Raw genomic sequence first — 12396 nt, 5'->3', positions numbered from 1 at the left:
TAGAAGCTGGACTTCGATAAACTCAACAACTCCGCCATTCTGCTTCGTTCGTTTCCGTCTATCTCGTCGGTATGTGCTCATTATAGGGCAATTTCTTACACGTGCAAGCGCTTTTAACGCACAGGAATCACGAGTGTTTTATTTTTATGCACCAAATTGGTTCAATTCCATACAATACATTACATAAGTACATATTTTTAAAACAGAAATATAAATTAAATATTTCTGCTTTATTCTATGCCTAGTTTTTCACGACTGGTGCTTTAATCATCACACTGGTGATTTTTACAGGGTTCACCGGCACATTTTGATGCATTCCATAGTTTCGGGTCGGTACTTTGGCAATCTGATCGACGATATCCATGCCTTTAGTGACCTTACCAAATACCGCATAGCCGGCATTTCTAGCAGAACGATCCAAGAAATCATTATCGACCAGGTTCACAAAGAATTGTGCTCGGGCAGAATCCGGCTGATTGGTACGGGCCATGGCTAAAGTACCGCGTTTATTTTGCAGACCATTCGACGATTCGTTTTTAATAGGTGCTTTGGTATTGGCTTTTTCCTGCATGTTCACATCAAAGCCACCGCCCTGCACCATAAAGCCTGGAATGACGCGGTGAAAGATCGTGTCCTTATAGAAGTTGCTCTTTACATAGCTTTCGAAGTTCTTTGCCGAGATTGGGGCTTTGTCATTGAAGAGTTCAATTTCAATATTTCCAGATGAAGTCTTCATCTCAATAATTGTATTTGCAGCAAAGCTAGGCAGACTGACCGCAGCAAGTGCGATGACACATAATGATTTCTTTAACATTTATTAACTCATCTACTTAGAAGTAATGGTTGTGAATGACTATATATTAATCTTTTATAACTCATAATGCAGTGACCTGCCGACTAAAGACAAGAGAATAAGAATGAAGCATGCATTATTACAGGAGCAAAATATCCACCAGTTTCCACCGTGGCGTTTGCAGGGTGAGGGTTTTATTCTGAATTATTGGCTGACCCCCAGCTTTATTGAGCAAGCAAAACAGTTCCGTATTGCCCCTTCTCCACTGGGTCGTATGATTCAAGTCTTATTGGTGCGTTATCACACCTCGCCGATTGGCCCTTATGATGAGTTACTGATTCTGGACCATCCTTTAATTAGTAAACGGCGCCTCAGCTCGATTCCTAAAATTTATGTATCTACCCATGAGTCTGTGGTACATGGTCAGCATTTATGGGGCATTCCCAAAGAACATGCGCAGTTTGAATGGCAGGAAAAGGATCAGGAAGTACTGTGTCAGATTCAGCACCAGAACCAGCATATGACGATTCGATTGAAGAAAACTAAATCTGCACGCCAGTTCTATATTAATAGTCATCATATTCCAGCGTCTATGTTGAAAATCCAGCAAGCCTGGAAAGGGCAGCGTTTTCAGTTTAGTCCACAGTTCCGCGGTCATCTCTCCAAACTCTCACAAGTAGAGTGGAAAGATGCCGAGAATATATTTCCAGATTTTTCCAAAGCCAAATTGCTGCAAAGCTTTTATGTCCCCAAATTCAATCTGATCTTTCCTGAAGCGCAGATCAGTAGCAAAGTGTAAAGACTGATAAAAACTTAGCTATAAAAAAAGGTGTTTCATGAGAAACACCTTTTTGCATTCATGCTTTCGATTTAACTATTTTTGTCCCAGAATTTGCGGAAGTTTTTGCTGATCTCAATCACATATTTTTTGGCACGGCGGGAGATCGGCGTCAGATTGATAAAACCATGTGCCTGATCGGTATATTCATCATAATGAACACTCACGCCATTCTGACGTAGTTTATGTGCATAGATTGAACCTTCATCATGCAGAACATCATGACGTGCAGTAATTACATAGCTCGGCGGCAAGTTCTGCAATTCACCATAGGTCGGCGAAATCAGTGGGTCATCCAGTTCAATCTGATGAGTTTGGGCATACATGAAGGTCACCAGATCAATATCCTGCTCCGAAAGTACCAGTCCATCTTTATAGGCATAAAAAGAAGGATGGCGACTTTTAAAGTCGAGCGCCGGATAAAGCAAAAGCTGTGCTCGTGCGGCATAAGATTTACCGGCACTGCGCTGTGCCACGACAGTAGCCAGATTCCCACCCGCACTGTCCCCTGCCACGGCAATACGGTTTTTATAGACTTTTAGCTGCTTGCTATGCTGATGTGCCCAAGCCAAGGCATCTTCACAGACTTGTACCATCTGCAAGGGACTAAATTCTGGCGTCAGCGGATAAGCCACGCTTAGCACCTGTACTTTGGCATGTACTGCCAGCAAGCGACAGAATTCATCGTGAGTATCCAGACCGCCCACCATAAATGCACCGCCATGATAAAAAATCACCATCGGCAACTTCTTTTGTGGAGCTGGATGATAATGCCGGGCAAAGATGCTGCCACTCTGTAGAGGAAGGCGAAGCTCTTCGACAAATTTGACCGCGGTCGGTCTAGCCCGGATGGCTTTCATACGTGCATCAAACAATGTGCGCGAATGTGCGAGATCCTCACTGATAAAACTGCTATGCCCCTGTTTTATCTGGATGGCCATCAGGCATTTAACCAAAGGGTCTAAATCAGGATAGACATGAGGATAATCCAGGGCCTTAACCAATGCTTCCTTTGCAATGCCAGGTAAGCGGTCCAGCATACGCGCTGCCGTCCCTTGTCCTTTTTCCATCACACTTTTCAGAACCGGAGGATTCACAGTCATTATTTTTAGTCCTTATTCTCTTAATTCTTCATAGTTTCTACACGATTAGCGTTTCAGTGACCATATTCTTATATAAGTCTTAATATCAATGTACATATAGCTTCTGTCCGATACGTTACCCTCATTTATAGAAGATGTCATTGACCGTTTAAAGGTTATTTTTGACGTACTTTTGCGAGCTTAAGTATATTTTTTATTACAAATCAGGAGAATGCCTATGGCTAGCAAAATTATAGCTTTGTCTTTGGCGACTGCATTTTTAGCTGTAGGCTGCGTCGCATTTCCTGAAGATGGTGGCTATTATGACGGCCGCTATGATCAGCGTTATGATCGTCGCTATGAACTGGACCGGCGTTATGAACAAGATCGTCGCTATGAGCGGCAACGCTGGGAATACGAACAGCAACGCAAACGTCTTGAACTGGATCGACGTAAACAGGAATTACAACGTCGCAATTGGGAGCAGGACCGTAAAAGACAGTTAGAGCTGGATCGGCGTAAAAGTCAACTGGAACGGCAGCGCCATGAGCAGCAGCGTAAAAATATCATGACGCAACGGCAAAAACAGGCAGAGGCAGAACGCAAGCGTCGTCAGGATCTGGAGCGTAAACGTGTAACAGATCAGCGCAGTAAAAAAGTCCAGCAAAACCGTTCTAATCAACGCTGGAATGACAACCGACGCCATCAGGAACAACGTTCACGCGATCGTCGTGATTAAGACTTGAATCATCTTCTTTATTAAAAGCCCAGAGTGGGCTTTTTTAATAGAAAAAGATAGCTTCCAGATAGACAAAGGCCCTAAAGAAATTTTCTTTAGGGCCTTTGCAGAGGGTTATGTTAAACGAACTTCCACTTCGCTTATGCTTCTCAGCAATTCAACCAGAACATCCTGTTCTCTATATAAGTTATCCTATCGGATCAACTTATTCTCATGAAGCCGACATTCACTATCCAAGCTGTAAGTTTTATCTTACAAAACGCTAAAATAGAGACAACTGATTCAAACAAATTCAAAAAAGGTAAATTCTGGACAAAAAAAAGGCTTATCTAGAGAACAGGATAAGCCACGAAAACACATTTCAAAATAAGAAGAAACTACAGCGATAGAATCTGGAATAAATATTAATCAAAAGTTCATCTATTGTGAAAGACTTTATTGCTTAGATATTAATCGTTTTTATGTCTAATAAATAAACAGGCAAAAAAAAGCTGAGTTTTGGGGATACTCAGCTTGAAAAAAGCAACTTTAAAATAGGGCAACAGCAACCCGGTTCGGCTCTCTCCTCTGAACAAGGTCGCTGTTAATAGAAGTATGATGCATTTTTTTTACCCATACTTAAAACGGATTAAAATTATTAATTTAATTCAAAAATACGATTACTCATTTTTTATATTGATTTTCAAATAATTAATTCTTGGATTTAGTCGAAAATTAAATCTATTCAGCTCAAAATCTGGATTGATCCCTGCTGATACCAGTGTATTTTATTCTCATCCCATCCTGCTGTTATGTTTTGAATAGCTCGTTCTGCTGTCCGCTGGATTCAGTATTTTGCATAAATCTTAAATTTAATCTGGGTCGACGCTTGAATTTTTACACCCAGCCCCGATTTCTTTAGGTAATCAAGAACTTCACAACCATGGCAGTTCAGCATAAACGCAGTGAACACTGAGGCCTAAGGACTGTACATGTTTAAGAACCCATTTAAACGGAGTAAATCAATGGCGACTGAGCAAAACGAGCAAGCTCAACAACTTGAGCAAGAGCAAGCGGAACAAGATACAGCGCAAACTCAAGCTGAAACCGAGCAGGCTGAAGTTTCCGTTGAGTCTTTACAAGAGCAGATTGCGCAGCTTGAAGGTGACTTGAAGTTAGAAAAAGCCCGTACCGCCAATGCAGTATACGAAGCACAAAAGAGTGTGGAACGTATTCAGCGTGAATCTGAAAAGCATAAAGATACGGTTCTAGAAAAGTTCTCTAAAGAGCTTCTAGAAACAGTCGACAATCTGGAGCGTGCCATTGTGGCTGCAGGTGAAGAGCAAACACCATTGCGTGAAGGCGTTGAACTGACCCTTAAATCTTTATTGCATACTTTAGAAAAATTTGGGGTTGTGGCAGTAGACACCAACAACGGTTTCAATGCTGACCTGCACCAGGCAGTCGGGATTGATCCAAATGCCAAAGCCAATGAAATTGGGACTGTTTTGCAAAAGGGCTACACGCTCAACAGTCGCTTATTGCGTCCTGCTATGGTGATGGTCGGCGCTTAAGCCAAATAATTTCGGGAGTTTGTGAAATTTTTCAAAAAATTTACTTGAAAAAAATCGAACGGCTCTCATATCGGATAACAAGTGTAAATCACAAAAAAATTTTAGAGGAAACATCCAAATGGCTAAAATCATTGGTATTGACTTAGGTACTACAAACTCATGTGTTGCAGTACTTGAAGGCGACAAAGTTAAAGTAATCGAAAACGCTGAAGGCGCACGTACCACTCCATCTATTATTGCCTATAAAGATGGCGAAATTCTGGTAGGTCAATCTGCAAAGCGTCAAGCAGTAACAAATCCGAAAAACACATTGTTCGCGATCAAACGTCTCATCGGTCGTCGTTATGAAGACCAAGCGGTACAAAAAGATATCGGTTTAGTTCCTTACAAAATCATCAAAGCAGACAACGGTGATGCTTGGGTTGATGTCAACGACAAAAAATTGGCGCCACAACAGGTTTCTGCTGAAATCTTGAAAAAGATGAAGAAAACTGCTGAAGATTACCTGGGCGAAACCGTAACTGAAGCTGTTATTACTGTTCCTGCTTACTTCAACGATGCACAACGTCAAGCAACTAAAGATGCAGGTAAAATTGCAGGTTTAGAAGTTAAACGTATCATCAACGAGCCAACTGCTGCAGCACTTGCGTTCGGTATGGACAAAAAAGAAGGCGACCGTAAAATCGCGGTTTACGACTTGGGTGGTGGTACTTTCGACGTTTCAATCATTGAAATTGCTGACCTTGATGGTGACCAGCAAATCGAAGTATTGTCGACTAACGGTGACACATTCCTAGGTGGTGAAGACTTCGATAACGCGTTAATCGAGTTCCTGGTTGAAGAGTTCAAGAAAGAACAAAACTTTAACCTGAAACAAGATCCACTGGCGTTACAGCGTTTAAAAGAAGCTGCTGAGAAAGCGAAGATCGAACTTTCATCTTCAAATGCAACTGAAATCAACCTTCCATACATCACTGCTGATGCGACTGGTCCTAAACACTTAGTGATCAACGTAACACGTGCAAAATTAGAAGGTCTGGTTGCTGACCTGGTTGCGCGTACCATTGAGCCTTGCCGTATTGCGCTTAAAGATGCTGGTCTTTCGACTTCTGACATCTCTGACGTGATCCTAGTGGGTGGTCAATCACGTATGCCAATGGTTCAACAGAAGGTTCAAGAGTTCTTCGGTAAAGAGCCACGTAAAGACGTAAACCCTGACGAAGCAGTCGCCATGGGTGCTGCGATTCAAGGTGCGGTACTTTCAGGTGACAAAACTGACGTACTTCTACTTGACGTAACTCCGTTGACACTTGGTATTGAAACCATGGGCGGCGTGTTGACTGCAATCATCGAGAAAAACACCACGATTCCTGCGAAGAAATCTCAAGTGTTCTCAACCGCTGCGGACAACCAGCCTGCTGTAGACATTTCAGTTTACCAAGGTGAACGTAAAATGGCGCAGCAAAACAAACTGTTGGGTAACTTCCAGTTAGGTGACATTCCACCTGCTCCACGTGGTGTGCCACAAATTGAAGTGTCTTTCGACATCAACGCTGATGGTATCTTGAAAGTATCTGCGAAAGACAAGAGCACTGGTAAAGAGCAATCGATCCAGATTAAAGCAAACTCAGGTTTGTCTGATGCTGAAATCGAAGCAATGATCAAAGATGCTGAAGCAAATGCTGAAGAAGACCGTAAGTTTGAAGAGCTTGCAAAAGCACGTAACGAAGCGGATGCTTTAGTTGCTTCTTCACAAAAAGCAGTGAAAGATCTTGGTGAACAAGTGACTGCAGACGAAAAAACTGCAATCGAAACTGCGGTTTCTGAGCTTGAAGCTTCAACCAAAGAAAATGACGTTGAAGACATCAAAGCGAAAACTGAAGCGCTGCAAAACATCATCATGCCAATTACACAACGTGCATATGAAGCAGCTCAAGGCCAAGGCGGTGCGCAAGGTTTTGACCCGAATGCATTCCAAGGTGGCGAAGGTCAATCTCAAAAAGCGGACGACGGCGTTGTAGATGCTGAGTTCACTGAAGTAAAAGATGACAAGAAATAATTTGTCGCTTTAACTGAAAAAACCGCGCGAAAGCGCGGTTTTTTTATGTCTCAACTTGAAGGAATAAAATAAAAATTACCAAAATTTGATCGTATTTTCAGGAAAAGCTGTTTAAGTTAAATCAAACATTAAAATACCCTAAACTCATGAAAATTCTGATTTTTCTGCCTTTACTGAGTTGCTTGAGCCTGACAGCGTGTAGCCTGCCCGTTTCATCTTCCCCATCTCAGATCACTTCAACTCAATCTACCCAAACCATTGCCCAATTATTTGATCAGGCGCAAAGCTCTGGCGTTTTAGGGATTCAGCGTGGTCAACAGATACAGGTCTATGGTAATGATTTAAGTCGTGCAAATACCGAATATGTTCCTGCTTCTACTTTTAAAATGCTCAATGCCCTGATTGGCCTGCAACATGGCAAAGCTACAACCAATGAAATTTTTAAATGGGATGGCAAGAAACGCAGTTTTTCAGCTTGGGAAAAAGACATGACTCTCGGCCAAGCCATGCAAGCGTCTGCTGTACCCGTTTATCAGGAACTGGCACGTCGTATTGGCCTTGAACTGATGCAACAGGAAGTACAACGCATCCAATTTGGTAATCAGCAGATTGGTCAACAGGTCGATAACTTCTGGTTGGTAGGCCCTTTGAAAGTTACTCCAAAACAGGAAGTCCAATTTGTTTCTGTGTTGGCCCGAGAGCAACTGGCCTTTGATCCTCAAGTCCAGCAACAAGTCAAAGCCATGTTATTTTTACAGGAGCGGAAAGCTTATCGACTATATGTCAAATCCGGTTGGGGCATGGATGTGGAACCGCAAGTCGGCTGGCTCACCGGCTGGGTTGAAACACCGCAGGCTGAAATCGTGGCATTTTCACTCAATATGCAGATGCAAAATGGTATAGATCCGGCGATCCGCCTTGAAATTTTGCAGCAGGCTTTGGCCGAATTAGGGCTTTATCCAAAAGCTGAAGGATGATGCAAATAAGCATGGGAAAGGCATTAAAATTAAGCTATATTTTTAAAAAATAGACATTTAAATAAAAAATATGCGTCTTCTGCTCTGTCTGCTCGTAGTGGGATTGATCATGTCTGCCTATCTACATATGCAGGCCCAAACCCATCCTCAACTGCGCTATAACTCGCTGGCTGATCGCTTGACGCATCCTTTCGATACACGCTTACGTTTCCGGATTGATCAGGTCGATTCAGGCTTTGGACTAAGTAAAGATCAGGTCATTCAACTGAGCAAGGAAGCGATCGAAATCTGGCATCAGGGAAGCAATCGTGATGATTTGATGGTCTATGATGAAAATGCCAGGCTGAGTATTCACCTGATCTATGATCAACGCCAGCAAGACTATGATGCCTTGAAGAAAGTCGAAAAACAGTTGCTGGCAGATGACGCCAAGTATCAACGTCAGGTCAAAAATCTGGAAGCATCCCATCAGCATCTGGAAAGTCAGCAGCAACGCCTGATCCAGCAAAGAGATCAGATGAATAGTGAATTTCAGGCCTTACAGCAACGACGCCGTCAGCCAAATTTATCTGCTTATGAACATGAGCAGATTGAATATGAGGTTTTGGCTTTACAGCGCAAATCGGAAAGTTTTCAACGGGAACTTCAGTACCTGCAGGAACAGCAAAGTTCCTTTAATATGAATGTTTCCATACATCAACATGGTCTGCAAAACCATCAACAGAATATCATTCAAGCCCAACAGCGTTTCCCTGCCCGCGAATTTCATAAAGGCGTGTTTATGGGCAATCAAATTCAGATTTATCAGTTTGATGCAGAAGATGACCTCCGCCTGACTCTGGCACATGAACTCGGACATGCCTTGGGTCTGTATCACCATAATGACCCGGAAGCACTGATGTATCCGGTGCTGGGTAAACAGAATCTGCAACATTTTCAGCTACGACCTGCAGACAAGACCTTGCTTTATAACCGTTAAGTGATCAGCTCAAATCCCTTAATTAAATTAAGTGTATAAGTATTATAAAAAACACTCTATTCTGATTTCATGTTATTGTGATTGGCTACATTGTTCAGGCCATCTTTGGAGATTCGTGTGAGTTACTACCATATTTTAATTGAAGTAAATGACCACATTAGTACGATTGATGAAACCCGTGATATCGAGATCTTTGATATCGAGGACATCCAACCCTATCTTCATTCGATTTTGCTGCCTTATTTCAATGAACAACTGATTGAACTCGACGATGAAAATCTGGAATATAAAGATATTCTGCATCTGGAAATCAAACAGACTTTATTGCCGATCAATGACCTGATCGAAGAAGAACAGCGTCTGTTGCCAAGCGATACCGACATTACCATTAGCGCCTATGAAATTTTCAATAACCGCGAGTTGAGTCAGGATGTTACTACTGTAATCTTTGATCTGCTTGAAGCGGTAAAACTGGATAGCTAAACTTTCCTCCAGATATAAAAAAGTCCTCATTGAGAGGACTTTTTTTGTGCATGGATTTAGATCGAGAATGAAGATCCACAACCACAGGTCGTGGTCGCATTCGGGTTTTGTACCACGAAACGTGAACCTTCCAGACCTTCTAAATAATCTACAACTGAACCGACCAGATATTGATAACTCAATGAATCGACTAAGACTTTAACATCACCATTGGCAAATTCTGCATCATCTTCATTCTGGCTTTCCGCAAAGTTAAAGCCATAAGAGAAACCTGAACAGCCGCCACCGGTCACATAGACACGGAGCATTAAGTCTTGGTTACCTTCACTGTCACGCAACTGGCGTACTTTATTTGCGGCATTGTCGGTGAGCACAAGCGCTTGGGCATTCATGGCGGATTCCTCTGTTGAATGGAATGTCTTTAAAAAGAAAAGACCATATTTAAGTATAGCACACTCAATATATGGTCAGTCTCTACAGATTAAAAGTCAAATCAGAGTAATTTTATCAGGATTATTTGTAGTTCTCATCCTGTAAGGCACATTCAAAGTTTTTCGGGTTCTGTTTGCAGCGGAATTGCCATAACAATTTCATCATACGTTTGTCATAAACACCGCGTTTGGTCAGGTCAATTCGGGAATCCCGCATCATTTTCTGGTAACCCGGTTTGTCTGCAGCAGGAATATCCATCCAGTATTTTGCTGGAATGTCCGCTTTCATTTTCCCCAAAATACCAAAGGCACGCGGTAACTGACTTCTCACCCATTCACGTGATTTTTGTCCGTAACCTGCCGGAAATTTATCTGGACGGATAATGATATTGCCTGTGACCTGCAACACTGGATAATTCACAATCGCACCTTTACTCCCCAAGCCTTTATGTAATTCCAGCGGTTTAAATACTGCTGCTGGTGCACCAATAATATCCACCTGGCCATTGTTAAACTTGGCACCAAAATTGGTGACATCGGCACTCACCGCCTGTGCGCCGACCTGCTGTACCATGATTTTTTGTGCTTCATCATAATCAAGTACGGCAATTTTTTTACCAGCGGCTTTAGCAACGGTATTAATACTGCGGTCGTTCACCAGCAGGAAAGCATCACCCACAGGAATGACACCGACTACCTCATATTTACCTTGCAGCATATGTTTGGCAAAGGTCGGACTGGCCAGTCCCTGCATTACTTTAACTGCCAGATTCAGATCTGGAATCGCGCCAATAGCATCGAGTGAACCGGTAAAATTATTGAACTGACGGCCACGCATCCCGGTCACACTAATGCCGTCACATTTTCCAGCTTTAAAATCTTCTGCAACCACCGCTTCATTGGTATTCACCCGCAGTTCGACATCTGCACCCCAATTTTTGGCCGCCAACTGATAGTCTCTCATCACACTATAGACATCACCGTTTTTACCAACCAGATCAAATACGCAAATCACCTGTTTAGCTTGCGCCAGACCTGAAACAGCCAGTGTCGCCGTAGCCAATGCCAGTGCTTTCCATCCTCTATGCATCATCCTCATTTCCTTATCGCTTGTTTTTGTTATTGCAGTTTTAGTCACATGTGATTGTTTTTTATATAAAACATGCGAATTTAATATTTAGCTCAAGCTTAAGCTATTTTATTCGCTGCACAATGGCAGATCTGACCTGGTTCAGCCATAAAAAAAGCCTAGATCAATCTAAGCTTTTTTCTTTAAAAATCAGATTATTCGCCAGCAATTGAACATTCAAAGTTGGCCTTATCGACAGAACAGCGTGCACGTTTTAAGACCGACATCATGCTGGCATCATAGATTCCGCGTTTGGTCATATCCATCCGGCCATCACGTAACATTTTCTGATACTTGGTTTTATCTTCAGCGCTCAGATTCATTTTATATTTCGACGGAATACCCGCTTCCAGACGGCTGATCATCCCCATGCTCTTTGGCAGGTTTTTGATAAACCAGTCACGCGATTTCTGTCCAAAACCTGCGGGGAATTTTTCCGGACGAATCACAAAATCAGAGGTGACATGCAGTACCGGGAAATTAAACATTGCGCCGTTATTACCCAGACCTTTATAGATTTCTAATGGCTTGTAGGCATAAGCAGGTGCACCGACCATATCCACCTGACCATTGTTAAATTTGGCGACAAAGTTAGAAACATCGGAGATCACTGCCTGCGCACCGACGCGCTGTACCATGATTTTCTGGGCATCGTCATAGCCGAGTACGGCGAATTTCTTCCCTGCGGCTTTTTCAATCGAATTGATATTCTTGTCACGAACAAAAATAAATGCTGAACCCAACGGTGAAATACCGGCAATTTCGTATTTTTTGCCGCCCATATTACTGACCATTTTCGCTGCATTACGTTTGTCCAGAGCAAAACTGATCGCACGCTGGGCAATGGCATTACTTGGTGCACCGCCCAGTGCATCAATAGAACCGGCAAATTTATTGTATTGACGGGCACGCATGGCTGTCATAAACACACCATCACATTTACCGGCCTTGAAGTCATTGTCGGCAACCGCTTCATCCTGACGGGCAATCAGATTGATTTCTGCGCCCCAGCCTTTTGCAGCCAGTGCCCATTCTTGCGCCATCTGGAAAGACTCACCGGATTTACCCAGTAAGTCAAACACACAGATATCGACTTTTTCTGCATGCGCCGCACTTGCAAAACCAAATGCAGAGAATGCAGCCAATGATAAGAGTGTTTTTTTCATTGTAGTGATCCTTTGAAATCTTGTTATTCGCTGAGTGTCCGTACACGGGACAAATATTAAGCAAGTTTAATTAAAAAAAATAGAGCATTTACTCCATTTAAAACCGGCATTTTGGCCTATAAAGATAAATCAGCAATAGTTGCCTAAGTTATTTTTAAATATATATT

Annotated in this window: 12 protein-coding genes; 7 read left to right on the top strand and 5 right to left on the bottom strand. The window is 42.5% G+C overall.

The features are described 5' to 3' along the window. Positions 1–241 precede the first annotated feature (241 nt). Positions 242–814 (bottom strand): peptidylprolyl isomerase, encoded by a 573-nt coding sequence (locus tag NI455_RS12430; RefSeq protein WP_129718026.1) that lies wholly within the window; start codon positions 812–814, stop codon positions 242–244. A 103-nt stretch (positions 815–917) separates the two neighbouring features. On the opposite strand from NI455_RS12430, the gene NI455_RS12425 reads away from it, so the two are divergent. Then, positions 918–1592, top strand: a complete 675-nt coding sequence (locus NI455_RS12425) for an acetoacetate decarboxylase family protein (protein ID WP_005268228.1) — start codon at positions 918–920, stop codon at positions 1590–1592. A 71-nt stretch (positions 1593–1663) separates the two neighbouring features. Here the strand turns inward: NI455_RS12425 and NI455_RS12420 are convergent, their stop codons facing one another. Next, complete coding sequence (locus tag NI455_RS12420) at positions 1664–2734, bottom strand: alpha/beta hydrolase (RefSeq protein ID WP_253114443.1); 1071 nt, start codon at positions 2732–2734, stop codon at positions 1664–1666. A 217-nt stretch (positions 2735–2951) separates the two neighbouring features. On the opposite strand from NI455_RS12420, the gene NI455_RS12415 reads away from it, so the two are divergent. The 6 genes from NI455_RS12415 to NI455_RS12390 all read left to right on the top strand — a co-directional run bounded on the left by NI455_RS12415 (position 2952) and on the right by NI455_RS12390 (position 9503). Then, positions 2952–3452: a hypothetical protein gene (locus NI455_RS12415; RefSeq protein WP_253114441.1), complete on the top strand. Its 501-nt coding sequence runs from the start codon at positions 2952–2954 to the stop codon at positions 3450–3452. 1004 nt (positions 3453–4456) lie between these two features. Beyond that, complete coding sequence (gene grpE / locus NI455_RS12410) at positions 4457–5005, top strand: nucleotide exchange factor GrpE (protein WP_004647116.1); 549 nt, start codon at positions 4457–4459, stop codon at positions 5003–5005. Between the two features lie 118 nt (positions 5006–5123). Beyond that, positions 5124–7064, top strand: coding sequence for a molecular chaperone DnaK (gene dnaK / locus NI455_RS12405; protein ID WP_004281948.1), 1941 nt, complete (start codon positions 5124–5126; stop codon positions 7062–7064). Positions 7065–7210: 146 nt separating this feature from the next. Further along, entirely contained in the window at positions 7211–8041 is an 831-nt protein-coding gene (locus NI455_RS12400; RefSeq protein ID WP_253114439.1) for an OXA-134 family carbapenem-hydrolyzing class D beta-lactamase OXA-1110, read from the top strand. A gap of 70 nt (positions 8042–8111) precedes the next feature. Continuing rightward, positions 8112–9020 carry a matrixin family metalloprotease gene (locus tag NI455_RS12395; protein ID WP_216986455.1) on the top strand — a complete coding sequence of 303 codons (909 nt, stop codon included), beginning with the start codon at positions 8112–8114 and terminating at the stop codon, positions 9018–9020. Between the two features lie 105 nt (positions 9021–9125). Next, a complete protein-coding gene (locus NI455_RS12390) occupies positions 9126–9503 on the top strand; it encodes a hypothetical protein (protein WP_016806936.1) in 378 nt (125 codons plus the stop codon). A 56-nt stretch (positions 9504–9559) separates the two neighbouring features. Here the strand turns inward: NI455_RS12390 and erpA are convergent, their stop codons facing one another. The 3 genes from erpA to NI455_RS12375 form a co-directional block, all read right to left on the bottom strand. Next, on the bottom strand, positions 9560–9895 hold the full coding sequence (gene erpA, locus NI455_RS12385) for an iron-sulfur cluster insertion protein ErpA (protein ID WP_004281944.1): 336 nt from the start codon (positions 9893–9895) through the stop codon (positions 9560–9562). Positions 9896–10016: 121 nt separating this feature from the next. Beyond that, positions 10017–11024 (bottom strand): putative solute-binding protein, encoded by a 1008-nt coding sequence (locus NI455_RS12380; RefSeq protein WP_253114449.1) that lies wholly within the window; start codon positions 11022–11024, stop codon positions 10017–10019. 194 nt (positions 11025–11218) lie between these two features. Further along, positions 11219–12229 carry a putative solute-binding protein gene (locus NI455_RS12375; protein ID WP_005094844.1) on the bottom strand — a complete coding sequence of 337 codons (1011 nt, stop codon included), beginning with the start codon at positions 12227–12229 and terminating at the stop codon, positions 11219–11221. Positions 12230–12396 lie beyond the last annotated feature (167 nt).

The sequence above is a fragment of the Acinetobacter lwoffii genome (assembly GCF_024129435.1).
GTDB classification, from domain to species: domain Bacteria; phylum Pseudomonadota; class Gammaproteobacteria; order Pseudomonadales; family Moraxellaceae; genus Acinetobacter; species Acinetobacter lwoffii_F.
This window is presented reverse-complemented; position numbering and strand designations above follow the sequence as displayed.